General features: G+C 44.3%; 20 protein-coding genes. 4 read left to right on the forward strand and 16 right to left on the reverse strand.

The features are described from left to right. The first annotated feature begins 27 nt into the window (after positions 1-27). Positions 28-906: a hypothetical protein gene (locus tag ACSYSK_RS05250; RefSeq protein WP_491714108.1), complete on the forward strand. Its 879-nt coding sequence runs from the start codon at positions 28-30 to the stop codon at positions 904-906. Between the two features lie 211 nt (positions 907-1117). Then, positions 1118-2392: an ISL3 family transposase gene (locus tag ACSYSK_RS05255; RefSeq protein WP_491714109.1), complete on the forward strand. Its 1275-nt coding sequence runs from the start codon at positions 1118-1120 to the stop codon at positions 2390-2392. Between the two features lie 210 nt (positions 2393-2602). On the opposite strand, the gene tsf is transcribed toward ACSYSK_RS05255, so the two are convergent. Next, positions 2603-3481, reverse strand: coding sequence for a translation elongation factor Ts (gene tsf, locus ACSYSK_RS05260; protein WP_491714110.1), 879 nt, complete (start codon positions 3479-3481; stop codon positions 2603-2605). An 87-nt stretch (positions 3482-3568) separates the two neighbouring features. Next, a complete protein-coding gene (gene rpsB / locus ACSYSK_RS05265; protein ID WP_491714111.1) occupies positions 3569-4360 on the reverse strand; it encodes a 30S ribosomal protein S2 in 792 nt (263 codons plus the stop codon). A 312-nt stretch (positions 4361-4672) separates the two neighbouring features. Here rpsB and ACSYSK_RS05270 point away from each other — a divergent pair, with 312 nt between their 5' ends. Then, on the forward strand, positions 4673-6046 hold the full coding sequence (locus ACSYSK_RS05270; RefSeq protein WP_491715866.1) for an ISNCY family transposase: 1374 nt from the start codon (positions 4673-4675) through the stop codon (positions 6044-6046). A gap of 250 nt (positions 6047-6296) precedes the next feature. Here ACSYSK_RS05270 and ACSYSK_RS05275 read toward each other — a convergent pair whose 3' ends face one another. Together ACSYSK_RS05275 and ACSYSK_RS05280 are read right to left on the reverse strand one after the other, a co-directional pair. Beyond that, a complete protein-coding gene (locus tag ACSYSK_RS05275; RefSeq protein ID WP_491714112.1) occupies positions 6297-6566 on the reverse strand; it encodes a GIY-YIG nuclease family protein in 270 nt (89 codons plus the stop codon). Then, entirely contained in the window at positions 6559-7308 is a 750-nt protein-coding gene (locus ACSYSK_RS05280) for a tRNA1(Val) (adenine(37)-N6)-methyltransferase (RefSeq protein WP_491714113.1), read from the reverse strand. Before ACSYSK_RS05280 ends, ACSYSK_RS05275 begins: the two co-directional genes overlap by 8 nt. Positions 7309-7396: 88 nt before the next feature. On the opposite strand from ACSYSK_RS05280, the gene ACSYSK_RS05285 reads away from it, so the two are divergent. Further along, positions 7397-8032, forward strand: coding sequence for a lysophospholipid acyltransferase family protein (locus ACSYSK_RS05285; protein WP_491714114.1), 636 nt, complete (start codon positions 7397-7399; stop codon positions 8030-8032). Between the two features lie 111 nt (positions 8033-8143). Here the strand turns inward: ACSYSK_RS05285 and ACSYSK_RS05290 are convergent, their stop codons facing one another. The 12 genes from ACSYSK_RS05290 to ACSYSK_RS05345 form a co-directional block, all read right to left on the reverse strand. Further along, complete coding sequence (locus tag ACSYSK_RS05290; RefSeq protein ID WP_491714115.1) at positions 8144-8374, reverse strand: YneF family protein; 231 nt, start codon at positions 8372-8374, stop codon at positions 8144-8146. Positions 8375-8458: 84 nt separating this feature from the next. After that, positions 8459-8704 carry a DUF896 domain-containing protein gene (locus ACSYSK_RS05295; RefSeq protein WP_491714116.1) on the reverse strand — a complete coding sequence of 82 codons (246 nt, stop codon included), beginning with the start codon at positions 8702-8704 and terminating at the stop codon, positions 8459-8461. 11 nt (positions 8705-8715) lie between these two features. Beyond that, positions 8716-10431, reverse strand: coding sequence for a DNA repair protein RecN (gene recN, locus ACSYSK_RS05300; RefSeq protein ID WP_491714117.1), 1716 nt, complete (start codon positions 10429-10431; stop codon positions 8716-8718). A 12-nt stretch (positions 10432-10443) separates the two neighbouring features. Then, positions 10444-10902, reverse strand: coding sequence for an arginine repressor (locus ACSYSK_RS05305; protein ID WP_491714118.1), 459 nt, complete (start codon positions 10900-10902; stop codon positions 10444-10446). Between the two features lie 17 nt (positions 10903-10919). Next, positions 10920-11735 carry a TlyA family RNA methyltransferase gene (locus ACSYSK_RS05310; protein ID WP_491714119.1) on the reverse strand — a complete coding sequence of 272 codons (816 nt, stop codon included), beginning with the start codon at positions 11733-11735 and terminating at the stop codon, positions 10920-10922. Then, on the reverse strand, positions 11736-12626 hold the full coding sequence (locus ACSYSK_RS05315) for a polyprenyl synthetase family protein (protein ID WP_491714120.1): 891 nt from the start codon (positions 12624-12626) through the stop codon (positions 11736-11738). Further along, the gene (locus ACSYSK_RS05320) at positions 12623-12859 is read right to left on the reverse strand and encodes an exodeoxyribonuclease VII small subunit (protein ID WP_491714121.1); all 237 of its coding nucleotides are present in this window, start codon (positions 12857-12859) and stop codon (positions 12623-12625) included. Before ACSYSK_RS05320 ends, ACSYSK_RS05315 begins: the two co-directional genes overlap by 4 nt. Then, on the reverse strand, positions 12840-14195 hold the full coding sequence (gene xseA / locus ACSYSK_RS05325) for an exodeoxyribonuclease VII large subunit (RefSeq protein WP_491714122.1): 1356 nt from the start codon (positions 14193-14195) through the stop codon (positions 12840-12842). The genes ACSYSK_RS05320 and xseA overlap by 20 nt, the downstream gene beginning before the upstream one ends. A gap of 230 nt (positions 14196-14425) precedes the next feature. After that, on the reverse strand, positions 14426-14824 hold the full coding sequence (nusB, locus tag ACSYSK_RS05330; protein WP_491714123.1) for a transcription antitermination factor NusB: 399 nt from the start codon (positions 14822-14824) through the stop codon (positions 14426-14428). A gap of 15 nt (positions 14825-14839) precedes the next feature. Further along, a complete protein-coding gene (efp, locus tag ACSYSK_RS05335; RefSeq protein ID WP_491714124.1) occupies positions 14840-15397 on the reverse strand; it encodes an elongation factor P in 558 nt (185 codons plus the stop codon). Positions 15398-15485: 88 nt separating this feature from the next. Further along, positions 15486-15767: a 50S ribosomal protein L27 gene (gene rpmA / locus ACSYSK_RS05340; RefSeq protein WP_491714125.1), complete on the reverse strand. Its 282-nt coding sequence runs from the start codon at positions 15765-15767 to the stop codon at positions 15486-15488. A 2-nt stretch (positions 15768-15769) separates the two neighbouring features. Next, positions 15770-16096, reverse strand: coding sequence for a ribosomal-processing cysteine protease Prp (locus tag ACSYSK_RS05345; protein WP_491714126.1), 327 nt, complete (start codon positions 16094-16096; stop codon positions 15770-15772).

Genomic DNA, 16096 nt, shown 5'->3' on the forward strand with positions numbered 1-16096 from the left:
TGAATGCTAAAGAAAAGAGCTGGTATCATGGCAAGTAATGCAACCATTTTTCACACGCCCCACATCAACCTAGTTTGTGACCCGTTAGTCAGCACCCCTATTGGCGCACAAGACACAGTCTTGCTCACGCAGTTGGATCCGCAAACACGGGCCTTTTTGCACGCTTACCGGGGAGAACAACTGATCTATACTTCATTTGAGATCTACCACCTGCTGCAAAAATTAGCGCGGAGTAATTTATTTAATGCTAAGCTAACTAACGTTAAGATCTTACCCTATGATACACCCATATTTTTAGCCGACCTCAAATTAACGCTTTTTCCCAGCGATGATCCGAGCTACGGCAGCTTTGCCGTCTTATTAGTGGGACCACAACACTCAGCAGGCTACTGTAGTACCTTTGAACCGCGCGGCCAGCACCAAAAAAGAAATAAGCACTGGCAAAAAATGTTCACACAACTAGATTATTTGCTTTTTGACCAGCAAATGAAAACCGCTAGTCTCCAAAAAAATCTGCTATCAGAAAATGGTATTCAAGAAATGTTTGCCAAATTCTGCCGCAAAAATCACGGGCAACTCTCGGCCTACTTTTCACCTTGGAATCCCCAGCGATTGCGCCGGTTTAACCAGAGTGCTCAACAAGCAGGCTACAGCATCAAGTGGAATGCTCCGACAGCGGCTCTCTTGCGGGCGTTTTACCCCACGATTGCTAGCGAACAACACCAAGCAGCGGTGATCGAACAAAAAACTGCCAGTACTAATTGTTCTTTTATTGACCCGTTGACCATTCCCGCGCAAAAATTACGTTTACTGGCAATTCCTTCCGCCACACTGGACGACCTAGTGCAACGACTACAAGCACAACAGGTAATTTTTAGCAGACAGCAACAAGTGCTCACACTGTAACATAGCAATTCGCTAAACACAAAGAAGGGACTGAGACAAAAAACTTGCCCAGTCCCTTCATTAATTTTGGTTCTATACTAACAAGTGTTGATGACGAAAAATCAATGCTTGTTTTTTTGTATACCAATTTAAATTTAGGTATAAGAAAAAGCATTGCGCTTTTCCGTGTTACAATTAAGTCGACCAAAACCAATTGAAAGGAATGAAGGCAATGCTTTCCACAAATTATCTTATCAAACTTTGGCTCGGAATTACAGATAAAAACATCAATTTTGATGAAAAATATCCCCTCAGTCAGGAAATTATCAAAAAGAAACCAGCTCTTGTATTTCACGCTAATCTGACTTATTCACTTAACCGCTGTTTAAACTGCGGTTTCACAGGAAAAGTGGTCAAACATGGATTAAAATCTACCTTAGTTCAGCTGTGTGCTGATTCTCACCACCCACTTTATTTAGCACTTAAAAAGCAACGCTTTTTGTGTCGCCACTGTCAAACTACAATGATGGCACAAACTTCGTTAGTGGCGTCACACTGTCAAATTTCTAGAACGGTCCATCAAATGATCACCCTAGAGGCAACCAAAAACGTGGCTTTACATGAAATTGCCCAGCGTTTTAGGATCAGTGCCAGTACCGTCCAAAGATTTATCAACCAAGATAATCAGCAGTTACTAGTCGCTAAACCAACAACTCTACCAGCTCACCTGTTATTCGATGAAATCAAAGTCATGGGTCACGGCTATAGTTTTATTGTAATGGACGCCGATACTCATGAATTATTGGATATTTTACCCGGGCGCACGACCCGCGAGATTAAAGCTTATTTTCAGGAATTTTCCCTGACAGAGCGCCATAAAGTAAAGACAGTAGTCGTCGATTTAAACGCGGCTTATCTTAAATTTATTCCTGAACTTTTTCCGCAAGCAGCAGTGATCGTTGATCGTTTTCATATTGTACAGATGTTAAACCGTGCGCTGAATTCAATGCGCACTCGCGTAATGAAAAAGTATCCCAAAAGTTCGTTTGAATATAAGCTGTTGAAGCGTTATTGGCGTTTATTTTTAAAAAATTTTAACGACCTTGAGGCCGTTAAACTGCGTTATCATCCAGGAATCAAGCGCACTGATACTGACGTTCGTTTGGTCTATCAAGGGTTAGAGCTAGATTCCGGGTTCAAGGCAGCTTATGAAGTCTACCAAAAAATTTTAACGGCGCTCAAAGAACACGATAGTGCAACAATAATTACCACATTGAGTAATTACCATAAGCTAGATAATGAATTTGACCAGCCAATAAAATCGCTCAAGAAGAATCTGGTGGCAGTGGTAAATAGTTGTCGGTATCGCTATAGTAACGGCCCCTTGGAGGGCATGAACCGTAAGATCAAAGGGATTAAACGGACGAGTTTTGGTTTTAGAAACTGGTTTAATTTCAAGTTACGGGTCATTTTAGAATGTACCAGTAAGCTTTCAATACTGAATTAATTCAAAAAATTTGATCAAGTAGGAGGCTTATTTAGTGTACGTTAAAAGCGGGAAAACACGCCTAAATTACTAAAAATTAAAAGTGAAATTAATTAAAAACAAAAAACGACTTAAAAACAACAAACCACCTAGACCAATTTTGATCTAAGTGGTTGGAAAATTCTCCATCAACACTAGTTGACAAAGAACCTTAATTTTTCAGCTAATGGTTTAGCCTTTTACCTGGCTCATTACGTCGGCTGCGAAGTCTTCTACTTTTTTCTCAATCCCTTCGCCAACTTCGTAACGAACAAATTCCTTAACTTTGCCACCCTTAGCGGCTACGTACTTACCGACCGTTTGATCAGGATCTTTCACAAAATCCTGGGCATCTAACGTAATTTCGGCAAAGTACTTGTGTAAGCGGCCCGTCACCATTTTTGCAATGATTTTTTCCGGCTTACCTTCGTTTTGAGCTTCAACGGTCAGTACTTCTTTTTCGTGAGCTACTTGATCCGCTGGGACCTGCTCTTGGTCGACGTATTGCGGATTGATCGCAGCTACGTGCATCGCAATGTCTTTAGCAGTGTCATCGTCGGCACCCTGCAACACGGTCAAAGCAGCGATCTTACCGCCCATATGCAAGTAAGAACCGAAATGGTCGCCGTCTTCTTTGTTTACTAAGGCAAACCGCCGTAAACTGATTTTTTCACCGATCACTTGAGTAGCTTCGATGTAATCGTCGTTTAACGTTCCCTTATCGGTGCTCAATTTCAATGCGGCTTCAACGTCAGCCGGTTTCTGTGCTACGATCGTTTCTGCGGTTTTCTTGACCAGGTCTTTGAACTGCGCGTTTTGCGCTACAAAGTCTGTTTCGGCGTTAACTTCTACGATCACTGCTGTATTGCCAGCAACGGCAACGCTAGCCAAACCTTCGGCAGCAACACGGTCACTTTTCTTAGCGGCTTTAGCAATTCCTTTTTCACGGAGGAAATCAACGGCCTTGTCCATGTCGCCTTCAACTGCGACCAACGCCTTTTTAGCGTCCATCATTCCTACACCCGTTTTATCACGTAACTTTTTAACTTCTGAAGCAGCAATTTTTGCCATTTTATGGCCTCCTTATTCTGACTTTAAAAAAGCTGCCAACACCATAGGCAAACTTACCCGATAGCGTAGACAGCCTAAATAATGCTCTTATTGATGGTCCTCGTTGTTTTCTTCTACAGCTTGTACGATGTCTTCGAGTGAAGCAACCTTTTCTTCTGCTTTGCCAAAGGTCTCTTCAGTGACTTCATCATTTTCTTGTCCCTGGTTAGCTTCGATGATTGCATCAGCCATCTTCGAAGTGATCAAACGAACGGCTCTGATAGCGTCGTCGTTAGACGGGATCTTAACGTCGATTTCATCAGGATCAACGTTAGTATCGACCATCGCCACGATCGGAATATTGAGCTTACGTGCTTCTTTGACCGCAATTCTTTCTTTGCGCGGGTCAACGATAAAGACAGCATCTGGCAAATGAGGCATGTCTTCGATCCCACCCAAAAATTTCTCTAATTTTTCAGCTTGCTTAGTTAACTTAGCAGCTTCTTTTTTAGGCAAACGGTCAAACGTACCATCCTGTTGCATTGCCTTTAAGTCTTTGAGACGTTTGATCCGTGATTGGATCGTATCCCAGTTAGTCAAAGTACCGCCTAACCAACGATGGTTAACGTAGTACTGACCGGCTCTGGTAGCTTCTTCTTGGATCGAATCTTGTGCTTGCTTTTTAGTGCCGACAAACAAGATCACGCCGTTGTTAGCAGCGGTTTCTTTCATAAAATCATAGGCCTTATCGATCAATTTGACCGTCTTTTGCAGGTCGATGATATAGATCCCGTTTCTTTCCGTGAAGATGTATTTTTTCATCTTCGGGTTCCAGCGCCGTGTCTGATGTCCAAAATGAACACCTGCTTCAAGCAATTGTTTCATGGTAATAACTGCCATTTAAAAGTACCTCCAATATAGTTTTTTTCCGCCCCCACGCTCATTTACTAAGAACTTAAGTCGCCTTAAGCACCGCTTAGCCAGCACGCGAGGTGTGAATTGGTCAAAATAACCTTTTATATTATAGGCGAAGGCGAGTCTTTTTTCAAGTAAATAAACACTAAAAAGTAATTTTTGTCATTCACATCTGATAATGTCTTAAGTAATCACACGAGAAAATGTCTCAAATAACTAGAAAAATTCCTCCGCTTCTGCCAAAATAATTAGGCAAATTATACAGCGGAGGATCTTATGAGAAAGGTTTACTTAACGATGAAAGAAGCACACAAATATCGAATTATCAAAAACGTAGCTGAAGGTAAAATGCCCAAAACTAGAGCTGAGGTTCAACTAGGGGTAACCAGACGTCAGATCGATCGGTTACTTGTCCGTTACAGAACAATTGGTAAATCAGCTTTTATTCACCAAAATCGTTTGAAAAAGCCCAAGCACGCACTTTCCCAAACAACACGTTCAACTATCGTTGAACTGTATCAAACAAAATACGTCGGCGCTAATTTCACTCATTTTACGGAATTATTAGCCGAACATGAGGGCCTTAAATTCAGTCGGTCAACAATCGCTAATATCTTAAAACAAGCGAATATCTTATCGCCTAAGGCTCATCGGCGAACCAAACGACTGCACCGAGAAAAGCTCCGAAAACAAGCTATGAAAACTAAAGCAGTCGCTAAATCAGATAAAATTTTAATTCCAGGAGAAACTCACCCTAGTCGCCCACGTAAAAAATATTTTGGCGAATTAATCCAAATTGACGCTAGTGACCACTTATGGTTCGGCAAGCAAAAAAGTCATTTACACGTGGCAATTGATGACGCAACTGGAACTATCGTTGGTGCTTACTTCGATCATCAAGAAACCCTCAAGGGTTACTACCACGTTTACCATCAGATCCTAACCAATTATGGCATTCCATATGAATTTTTCAGTGATCGGCGAACGGTATTTGAATATCAACGCAAACACCAAAAACAGGTTGAAAATGATACTTTTACGCAATTTGGTTATGCTTGTCAACAACTTGGAACTAAGATTTCGACCAGTTCTATTCCACAAGCAAAAGGGCGAGTTGAGCGTCTCTTTGAAACGCTACAATCTCGCCTAATCACTGAATTACGTATTCATCAAGTAGCTACGCTAGCTGCGGCCAATGTATTCCTAGATTCCTACATCGAAAGATACAATGCGCAGTTTGCCCTACCGATAAATGATACCACATCAGTGATGGAAAAAGCACCCGTAACAACTAAATTAAATCTAATTTTGGGCACTTTAACTACTCGTAAGATCAATACAGGTAATCACTTTTCATTCCATAAACAGGCTTATTTACCGGTCACATCGACTGGAAAAGGAGTTTATTTTCAACGTGGGACAGAGGTGTTGGTTATCAAAGCCTTTGACGGTGAATTGTACGCTTCGATCGCTGAAGGTTTATATCGTGTGCGTCGCTTAGCGGCACATGAGTTACGATCCCAGGAATTCGACGCCGTACCTCAAAAACAAAAAGCGAAAAGAAATTACATTCCACCGCTCTCGCATCCCTGGAAAGCAGCCAGTTTTAACCGCTATTTAGCTAAACGCGGGATCACACAAGCAGAATTTGAACAGGAGCGCTACGCTTAGCACAGCTTTTTTCGTCGGTCGACTCAGATTAAAGCAACACATCGCCTTACAGAGGTCAAGGGCGGCGTAGCCGTTTATTTTACCCTTGACCTTCTGTGAGGCGGTGTGTTAGGCAACCATTTCGACTGACAAAAAAGCTGAGCATCCCCTTTTTTCAGAGGGAGATAGCCCAGCGGCTTGAGCGCTAATTACTCGCTAATGTTTATATTTTTTTGAGACATTTTCAAAAACGATTGACAGTAAATAAACACTAAAAAGTAATTTTGCAACCGTGAGCAGCTAAATACGTTAACTTACGGGCACGCGACTGGTGTTTAAAAGCATACTCAGCCTTTAGTGCCGCTGATTTAGTCGCAAAATTTTCGTGGTATAACAACTTAACTGGGCGCCTAGTTCGGGTATACTTAGCACCTTTTCCCGCATTATGAGTCGCGACTCTGGCATTCAAATCGGTCGTAAAACCACCGTAAAGAGAATCGTCCGCACACAATAACACGTAAAAATAAAACTTTTTATCCATATAAATCGTGCCTGACTTCCTTAGTATATTCACCGTTTTGCTCGTAGACAAATAACGGAGACTCGAAACGAAGCCCCCCCGGTTTGCCGTCCTTAATGGCCTCAAAAAGTACCATGTTAGCTTCCCGTCCCCCTTTGGGGTGAACTAACCTAATCCGTTTGGGTGCCAAACGATAAGCCGCACACAACTGCAACATTTCTTGCAGGCGCTCGGGGCGGTGCACCAAAAAAAGTTTGCCGCCCATTTTCAGTAATCCACTACTGATCTTAATGATCGTTTTTAAGTTCGTAGCCAATTCGTGGCGCGCTAACGCTAAGTAGTGATTCGGATTTTGCACGCTATTTTCAGTGACCGGAAAATACGGTGGATTGCAGGTGATCGTGTCCACCGAATCCTTAGCGATATGTTCCCAGCTGTCTTTTAAGTCGATATTTAGCACTTGTATTTGCTCCGTTAAGTCATTGAGCTGAATGCTGCGGGTCGCCATATCAGCTAAGCGCGGTTGTAATTCAACTTGCACGATCTGCGCTGGCGTTTTCGGGGTTAAAAATAACCCCACCGCCCCGTTTCCCGCACATAAATCGACGATCTTGCCCTGTATTTTACGAACAGGACGAGCAAAAGCCGCTAGTAAAACGGCGTCCAGTGAAAAAGAAAAGACGCGGTCGCTTTGAATCACTTTGATCCCGTTAGCGAATAGTTGGTCGACTCGTTCGTCTTCGTTAACTAGAGTTGTCGTCATTTCTACCTCCAATCAATTACTTTGCTTGCAAGTTGGAACAAAATTTTGCATACTAAAATGTGAGCACCAAGAAAGGAATTACCAGTCAATGTTTTATCAATTAGTCCGACTAGTTGCCAAAATCGTGTTTGCACTCGTTAACGGCAACAGTCATTACCTTAACCAAGAAAAGCTGCCTCAGGGAAATTACATTCTCGCCGGGCCCCATCGGACCTGGTTCGATATGCTGTACTTCGCGTTAGGCGTCGCCCCCAAAAATTGCAGTTTCATGGCCAAAAAAGAATTATTCGTCAACCCGTTTTTACGTTGGATCATGGAACATGCCAACGCTTTTGCCGTCGACCGTGAGCATCCGGGCCCTTCTGCAATCAAAATTCCCGTCCGCTGGTTACGCCAAAAAGACATCGCCTTGATCATGTTTCCTTCGGGAACGCGCCACTCCCAAAAAATGAAGGGCGGCGTTTCCTTGATTGCTAAACTGGCAAACGTCCCGGTCGTCCCGGTCGTTTATCAGGGACCCTTGTCTTTTAAACGGCTCTTTTCGCGCCACAAGGTCACGGTGGCATTCGGCGATCCCGTTTATCCTCTTCAAGGTAAAGTCAACGAACAGTACCAAAAACAGTTATTGGGTCAATTAGAAAGTCAATTTCAACTCTTAGACCAACAGATCGACCCGACGTTTAAATACGTCGACATCGCTAAAACCAAGGCGCCACGGTCGTAGAGCAAATCAAATATATAGGGGCTGGGACAAATTTTTGTCCCAGCCCTCTTTTGTTTGCGCAAGTGCTAATCTAATCGCGGTCCGTTTTTAGTAACGACCAACTAGCAAGCATTATTTATTACTTTTACCATAACTGGCCTTCATCGTAGTCATCATCTGATTAAGCTTCTTTTCAGAAGGTTTTTGACCCATCTGCAACATCATCTGCCGTAACATCTGTTCGTTGATCGGCGGATTTTTTTTCAGATAATCTTCCATGTACTTGCGTGCCGCAAAAAAGCCACCCGCAACTCCTACTAAAAGTGCAACTACCAGCAATAAGATCCAAATTCCAGTAGACATCTACTGTACCCCTTTCATATCATTATCAAGTAACTCTTTAAGTTTACACAATTTGACCGTAAAAATAAACCTTAACTTCTTGACTCAGTCGTCACGCAAGCCTCGCTGACGCTGAATGTCTTTTACTTTTTGCGGTGTGACTTCCTTGCCTTTCTTGTCATAAACTTGCATCATCTCGATACGTTCCTTAAAGCCCGTCCGGAAAAGTTGAAGGTATTGAGCCCGCAACTTTTTTTGTTCTGCTTTTTCCGCCGGCGTTAACGTTGTCTTCTTTTGTTTGCGCGCTAATTCGTTGATTCGCGCGATCAATTCTGCCGGGATCCCCGCCATTTACTCACTTCCTATTCTTTAATTTCGGTTACTTGCGCTAATTTTTTACGCGTTTGTTGGGCCATAGCTAACAATTCAGTAGCGTGTTGCCTGGTCAACGGTGTGATTTCCGTACCGGAGATCATGCGCGCGATCTCTTCTACCCGTTGCTTGGGAGCTAATACTTTGATCGCCGTTTCCGTGCGACCTTCACGGATCGTTTTAGTCACTAAATAATGGTGCACCGACAGTGCCGCAACTTGGGGCAAATGAGTGATACACAGCACCTGAGAATTCAACGAGATCCGACTGATTTTTTCGGCGATCGCCTGGGCTACGCGCCCACTGACCCCGGTGTCGACCTCATCAAAAATAATACTTGTCACGCCCTGACGGTGGGCAAAGATCGTCTTCAAGGCTAACATTACCCGCGACAATTCTCCGCCCGAAGCAATTTTAGCCAACGGTCCCATCGCTTCTCCCGGATTAGTTTGAATATAAAACTCAACGTGATCCAGTCCCTGAGAATCCAATTTTTCTCCGGGATTGGGTAAGAAATTGACCTTAAATTTCGCTTTATCCATATACAGTGCCGCTAACTCTTGATGCACGGCTTTTTCGAGTTTGCGTGCCGTACTCTGCCGTTTTTGTGACAGTAACAACGCGGTCGCCTGCGCTTTTTGCCGTAAGAGTGCCACGTTTTGCTTTTGCTGGGTAGCGTCTTCTTCGGTGTCTTGCATCCGCTCTAGCTCTTGTTTGATTTTCTCGTAATATTCCAAAATTTCGGCGATCGAATTACCGTATTTTCTCTTCAGCTGATAAATATCGGCTAAACGATGCTCGATTTGATCAAGACGTTCGTCGTCCCATTCCATAACACTTAACTGGTTAGAAATATCGTGGACCACGTCAAACAACCCGTAATATGAATCGGTCGCTTTTTGTGCGATCTGTTGAAAAGAATCCGCCAAGTCACTGATTTTGGTCATTTCTTCCATCGCTACGCCAGCTTGCCCCAACGCATCGTATTCCCCACCGGTCAAAGCCTGATAGCTACTTTCTAAGGCATCGTGGATCGTCTGGTAGTTATCTAGTTGTTCTTTTTCCGCGGTCAAACTTTCCTCTTCGTCTACCTTTAGTTGGGCGGCTGCAATTTCGTTTACTTGGTATTGTAACATATCCAAACGCTGCGCCCACTGTTTTTCGTTTTCTTCGCGGCGCGTTAAGATCTCTTGTTGTTTACGGTAAGCACGGTATTGTTCTTGGTACTGTTGTTTTAACTGCGCAACTTGGGGTAAAAAACTGTCCAGTAATTCAATGTGCGTTTCCGGGTGCATCAGTTCTTGGTGCTCGTTTTGTCCGTGAATATCGATCAGGGTCTCGCCTACTTTTTTGAGCATCGTCAAGTTGACCAGTTCGCCGTTAATTCGACAAACGTTATGCCCGTTGCGCGTGATTTCTCGCTGCAAGATCAGGTCTTCATCGGTAAATTCAATGCCGATCTCAGTCAGGATCTTAAACGCCGGGGCAGCCGCCGGTAAACTAAACAGTCCTTGGATCAGGGCTTTCTTTTCACCCTTACGAATAAAATCCGCGGAGCCCCGTCCGCCCGCTAGTAAACCTAAAGCATCGATCACAATCGATTTGCCCGCACCGGTTTCACCGGTCAGGACCGTCATCTTAGACTGAAAATCAACTTGCATCTTCTCGATGATCGCAAAATTATGGATCGTTAAACTCTTTAGCATCCCGTTTTCCCCCTAATTTGTTTGCATCAAAGTTAAAAATTTATCGTGCAGCTCACTTGCATTGTGCCCTTCTTTTACGACTACCAAAATAGTTTCATCGTCACCAATGCACGCAAAAATTTCCGGCCACGTTAGCTTTTTGATCAACCCCGTAATCGCGGGGCCGTTGCCAGACTGGACGTTTAGTACGCAGAGATGCTCCTGAAAAGCAGAATTCAAATAAACGGTGCGCAATATTTTAGCTAATTTTTTTTCGATACTAACATTTTCATCGTGAGGCAAAGTATAACGGTAACCGCCCGTAGCCACCGGGACTTTAAGTAAGTGCATTTCTTGTACGTCTCGCGAAACGGTCGCTTGAGTCACAGATATCCCTTGTTGCGCTAAGAGTCGTACCAGATCTTCTTGCCGGTAAACAGTCATCTGGGTCAAAATTTGCCGCAATAGCTGTTGACGTTGTTGTTTCTTCATTAAACCCACGCTTTTCTTCAGTGTTTTAAGACTTCATGTGCTCGTTTTACTACCTGAGAGGCCCTGACCTGTAGTAAGTTATTTCCGGGGATCGGCGCTTCTTTTAAGGATAGTAAAAATTCGATATTACCAGTTCCGCCAGTGATCGGTGAAAAATCTAAACCGCACACGTCAAACCCGGTCTGAATAGCGAAGTCACTGATCTGGGTAAGTACGCTTTGGTGGACCGCCGGATCTTTGACTAGACCGTGTTTTCCCACCTGAGTCCTGCCCGCTTCAAATTGAGGTTTGACTAACGCCACGACTGTTCCTCCCGCAGCGATGATCTGCTTGAGCGGCGGCAAAATCAGCCGTAAAGAGATAAAGGAAACATCGATCGTCGCAAAAGTCGGCTGTCCCGCCGTAAAATCAGCGAGTTGTGCGTACCTGAAGTTAGTATTTTCCATCACTATGACCCGCGGGTCCTGACGCAATTTCCACGCCAACTGGTTCGTCCCCACGTCTAATGCATAACTTAGTTTTGCCCCGTTTTGCAAGGCTACGTCGGTAAAACCGCCGGTCGAAGCGCCGATATCTAATACGATCTGATCAGTTAAATTCAACTTAAATACCTGCAGAGCCTTAGCCAGTTTCAAGCCACCGCGACTAACGTAAGGCAACTTAGTCCCCTTAAAATGCAGCTTGGTGTCACTAGCAACTTTCATTCCCGGTTTATCTAAGCGTTCTTCGTTAGCACCTAAGATCTCGCCAGCCATTACCGCGCGTTTAGCCTGCTCGCGACTAGCAAATAAACCTTGCTGTACTAATAATACATCTATTCGTTCTTTTTTCATTTACCCTTTACCCGTGTCAAAATATAATAATAATTCCGTCAAAACAGTCGTATCTACGCCTGACCGCTGTAATTGTTGCAGTTGCTGGCGTCCTAGCGTTAGCGTTTGTTGCAACTGCTCTTTAGCTCCCGACAAACCCAACAAAGCCGGATAAGTATTTTTATGTTCGGTCTGGTCTTTATGCACGGCCTTACCTAATTGCTCCGCCGTTGACGTGACGTCCAAAATATCATCGTAAATCTGGAAAGCAAGGCCAAAACTGGTACCAAATGCGGCTAATAGCTTTTGCTGGACGGCTGTCGCTTGGGCTAAAATCGCCCCGGCAGTGAACGCATAGCGCAGTAACGCACCGGTTTTATGCGCGTGTACTACCTTTAACTGGGCTAAACTTAATTTTTGCTGTTCACCTTCAATGTCTCTGGCCTGCCCATCGACCATTCCTTCGGGTCCAGCAGCCTGCGCTAACAGAGATAATAATTGATTTTTAGTTTGCGGCGCAATTTCGGCTTGAGCCAACCAACCAAACGCGGCCGTCAACAGCCCATCGCCGGCTAACACCGCCATAGCGCTCCCAAAAACCTTGTGATTAGTCGGTTTGCCCCGGCGCAGATCATCGTTATCCATTTCCGGCAGGTCATCGTGGATCAACGAATAGGTATGCAGTAATTCTAAGCTTCCCGCAGTCACATAGACCGGAGTCGTCACTTCTTTTTTCAGCGCAGCACAAACCGCAAAGATGATCAGCGGACGGATTCGTTTGCCACCAGCCATCACCGAGTAAGTCATTGCTTCTTTTAACTTAGAGGTACACTTTAAACCAGCCAAGTACTCCGCTAATAAGTGATTTAACATCGGTAAATGTTGTTCTTGCAATTTTTTTAATTGTGTCATTTAGTTTCTTCCTGTTCAAACACTTGTTCGTCACCATTTTCACTGATCACTTTAGTCAACGTTTCTTGCGCATCGGTCAACGTTTTTTGCAGTTCTTGACTTAAAGCGACCCCCGTTTGAAACGAAGCCAGTGCCTCTTCTAAGGGAACATCGCCCGTCTCCAATTTGGTCACGATCTGTTCTAATTTTTTTAGATTATCTTCAAAAGATGCCTTATTCTGCGTGTTTTCCATGCTTTTTTTCCTCACTTATCTCTAACACTTGGGCTAAAACGGAACCGTCGCTCAAATTGATTTTGATTTGCTGTCCGAGCTGTAGCTGAGCCGTACTCTTAACTAGCTGACCGCTAACATTAACGTACGCGTATCCCCGCCCCATTACTGCCAACGGACTTAAAGAGTTTAATTGCCGTACTTTTTGAGCTACTAGGTTATTTTTAGTAACTAAAATTGTCTTTTGCGCCTTTTTTAAGCGTTCACTCAGCTCAAATACGCGTTGCTGTTTTAGCGTGACGTCTTTGGCTGGGCTAACTGCCCGCAACCGCAGCTTTAACTGCAGCAAATCACTTTGAGCTTGCTTGATTTTTTGTTGCAAGGCCTGATTTTGCCTAGTTTGTAAGAAGTCTAACTTTTGGACGTAGCCTTCGTATAAGTGTGCCGGAGTCTTAAAAATATACGAATTTTGTAACCTGTTTACGTCTTGTTGGGCCCGCTGCAATAAGCTACGTAAAGCCTGAATCAACCGCAACCGCTGCTGTTTTAATTTTAAAATTTCTTCGCTCAATACCGGAGTCGCTAATTCCGCAGCGGCCGTCGGTGTCGCTGCCCGGACGTCAGCCACTAGATCAGCGATCGTCGTGTCGGTCTCGTGGCCTACCGAAGAGATCACCGGGATCTGACTAGCAAAAATCTGCCGGGCGACCTGCTCTTCGTTAAACGGCCACAAGTCTTCGATCGAACCGCCCCCCCGACCAATGATGATCACGTCAAAATTTCCTTTCGCCGCAACTTCTTTTAAGCGCGCGGTCAGTGAAGCGGCAGCCTGATTTCCCTGTACGACCGCCGGAAATAACACTAACTGAACGATGGGGTACCTGCGTTTAGTAGTAGTAATAATATCGCGAATGACAGCTCCTGAAGGACTGGTAATGACCGCGATCCGCCGCGGAAAACGAGGCAGCTTTTTTTTAGGCGCCGCAAACAGTCCTTCTTGTGCCAGTTTCTTTTTTAACTGCTCGTAAGCCTGGTAAAGTGCCCCGACACCGTCAGGCTGCATACTTTCCACGATGATCTGGTACGTGCCGTTAGGTTCGTACAGGTCGATCCTCCCGCTAACTAGGACCTTCATTCCTTCTTCGGGTTTAAACTTGACTTTACTAAAACTCGACTGAAACATGACCACGTCGATCTTAGCATGATCGTCTTTCAAACTAAAATACTGGTGTCGCGGCCGCAAGCGAAAATTCGAGATCTCCCCCGTTAAAAAGACCCGCCGTAAGTAAGGATCACCACTAAATTTGCGGTGTAAATATTTAGTTAGGGCAGTAACCGTTAAGTACTTCGATTCCATCGCTTTACTCCTTCGACTGGTACAGATAAATACTACTTTAATTTTAGCACATTGCCGTTCAACTTTAATAGCCAAACTGCCCGGGAAACACGCTAGCCCAAAAATTCTGTAACTCGTCTGTCCCAATACGCAATTGGTAGTTGCTTCTCGCACACCAACAATTAATGTGAAAATTACTCCAGCAAAAAAGGAAATTGTGACAAATTAACTTTCATCACAACTTCCCTTAACTACATTAAATTGGATAAAACACCATTAATAAAACGGCGCGCCTGTTCATCACTAAATGTCTTCGCTAATTCCAAAGCCTCATTGAGCGCCACTTTAGGAGGCACTTCTGCCACCTCGGTCATTTCGTAAGCCGCTAACTGCATGATCACTAAATCCGTTTTACTCAACCGTGCTAACTGCCAGCCCGGTTTTAAATAACGGGTAAGCAACTCATTTAACTGCGTTTGCTTAGCAGTCACGCCTTCCACTAATTGCAGCATATACTCCGGCACTTCATCCGTGTGCAAACTAGTTTGTGCCACTTGGGCGCAAACTACCGCAACCGCGGCTTCGGGATTACTTTGCAAAGCAAATAAAGCCTGAAAAGCAGCCTGCCTGATCGCATGTCGCGTAATCATTAAATTTCCCCTTTACTATGCCCGAGAAATATACGTTCCATCCGTCGTATTGATCGTCAATTTATCGCCTTCATTGATGAAAAATGGAACTTGAACAACCAAACCTGTTTCCATCGTTGCTGGCTTGGAACCACCCGAAGCCGTGTCGCCCTTAATCCCCGGCTCCGTTTCCGTTACTTCTAGTTCTACCACGTTTGGCAATTCAACGCCCAAAGTTTCGGAACCAAACATGATAATGCTGACTACCATGTTTTCTTTCATAAACTTCAGTTCGTTTTCGATTTTTTCCGCCGGCAATTCTAATTGTTCGTAAGTCTCTGTGTCCATGAAAACGTAGCTAGGACCATCGGCATACAAATACTGCATCTTTTTGCGGTCGATCTGAGCCTGTTGTACTTTTTCGCCCGCACGGAAAGTTTTTTCCTGAACAGCACCAGTCCGCAAATTCTTAAGCTTTGAACGAACGAATGCGGAACCCTTTCCCGGCTTAACGTGTTGAAATTCAACTACTCGCCACAAGCCACCATCAAATTCGATCGTTAAACCATTTTTAAAATCATTTACTGAAATCATTTTTACTCCTCCTGCATTTACCTGATTCACCGCACAAATTTCACAAAAAGCCGGGACCCCTCACGGAATCCCGGCTTACAATCGTTAATTACTCAGCCACCGGATAAACGGAAACTTTCTTTTTGTCGCGGCCTTTACGCTCAAATTTAACAACGCCAGCACTTGTAGCAAATAAAGTGTCGTCGCCACCAATCGAAACATTAACTCCCGGGTAGATCCGTGTCCCGCGTTGCCGGTACAAAATGGAACCAGCCGTAACGGTTTGACCGTCGGCTCTTTTAGCACCTAGTCGTTTAGACTGGGAATCACGCCCGTTAGCGGTCGAGCCACCGCCTTTTTTGTGGGCGAAAAATTGTAAGTTCATTAACATTACTAAACACCTCCAGTGTCAATTTCAAAGTAGTCCTGATAATTTTGAGCAATTGCACGTAAACCCAACAACAAGCTGCGTACCAATAACTGCGCCGCCTGATTATCACCAGCAATTCCTGTTACCTGCAGGAGACCACCATTTTTCTCATCCGTTACCACCTGTAATTTGGCTTGAGCCAACTGTTCTAGACTATTGACCGCATTGATCGCCAAAGCAGAAACCGCGGCACAAACGATGTCATAACCGTAAGGACCGGAGCCAGCATGTCCTGTCAAGTCAAAACCTGAAATAGATTGCTGGTGGTAACTAAAATGCGCCTTGATCAT

It is taken from the genome of Ligilactobacillus sp. ESL1201 (genome assembly GCF_058503265.1).

Coding starts and splice junctions, on each gene's coding strand:
- ACSYSK_RS05250 (WP_491714108.1), top strand. CDS start 28: ATGGCAAGTAATGCAACCATTTTTCACACGCCCCACATCAACCTAGTT.
- ACSYSK_RS05255 (WP_491714109.1), top strand. CDS start 1,118: ATGCTTTCCACAAATTATCTTATCAAACTTTGGCTCGGAATTACAGAT.
- tsf (WP_491714110.1), bottom strand. CDS start 3,481: ATGGCAAAAATTGCTGCTTCAGAAGTTAAAAAGTTACGTGATAAAACG.
- rpsB (WP_491714111.1), bottom strand. CDS start 4,360: ATGGCAGTTATTACCATGAAACAATTGCTTGAAGCAGGTGTTCATTTT.
- ACSYSK_RS05270 (WP_491715866.1), top strand. CDS start 4,673: ATGAAAGAAGCACACAAATATCGAATTATCAAAAACGTAGCTGAAGGT.
- ACSYSK_RS05275 (WP_491714112.1), bottom strand. CDS start 6,566: ATGGATAAAAAGTTTTATTTTTACGTGTTATTGTGTGCGGACGATTCT.
- ACSYSK_RS05280 (WP_491714113.1), bottom strand. CDS start 7,308: ATGACGACAACTCTAGTTAACGAAGACGAACGAGTCGACCAACTATTC.
- ACSYSK_RS05285 (WP_491714114.1), top strand. CDS start 7,397: ATGTTTTATCAATTAGTCCGACTAGTTGCCAAAATCGTGTTTGCACTC.
- ACSYSK_RS05290 (WP_491714115.1), bottom strand. CDS start 8,374: ATGTCTACTGGAATTTGGATCTTATTGCTGGTAGTTGCACTTTTAGTA.
- ACSYSK_RS05295 (WP_491714116.1), bottom strand. CDS start 8,704: ATGGCGGGGATCCCGGCAGAATTGATCGCGCGAATCAACGAATTAGCG.
- recN (WP_491714117.1), bottom strand. CDS start 10,431: ATGCTAAAGAGTTTAACGATCCATAATTTTGCGATCATCGAGAAGATG.
- ACSYSK_RS05305 (WP_491714118.1), bottom strand. CDS start 10,902: ATGAAGAAACAACAACGTCAACAGCTATTGCGGCAAATTTTGACCCAG.
- ACSYSK_RS05310 (WP_491714119.1), bottom strand. CDS start 11,735: ATGAAAAAAGAACGAATAGATGTATTATTAGTACAGCAAGGTTTATTT.
- ACSYSK_RS05315 (WP_491714120.1), bottom strand. CDS start 12,626: ATGACACAATTAAAAAAATTGCAAGAACAACATTTACCGATGTTAAAT.
- ACSYSK_RS05320 (WP_491714121.1), bottom strand. CDS start 12,859: ATGGAAAACACGCAGAATAAGGCATCTTTTGAAGATAATCTAAAAAAA.
- xseA (WP_491714122.1), bottom strand. CDS start 14,195: ATGGAATCGAAGTACTTAACGGTTACTGCCCTAACTAAATATTTACAC.
- nusB (WP_491714123.1), bottom strand. CDS start 14,824: ATGATTACGCGACATGCGATCAGGCAGGCTGCTTTTCAGGCTTTATTT.
- efp (WP_491714124.1), bottom strand. CDS start 15,397: ATGATTTCAGTAAATGATTTTAAAAATGGTTTAACGATCGAATTTGAT.
- rpmA (WP_491714125.1), bottom strand. CDS start 15,767: ATGTTAATGAACTTACAATTTTTCGCCCACAAAAAAGGCGGTGGCTCG.
- ACSYSK_RS05345 (WP_491714126.1), bottom strand. CDS start 16,096: ATGATCAAGGCGCATTTTAGTTACCACCAGCAATCTATTTCAGGTTTT.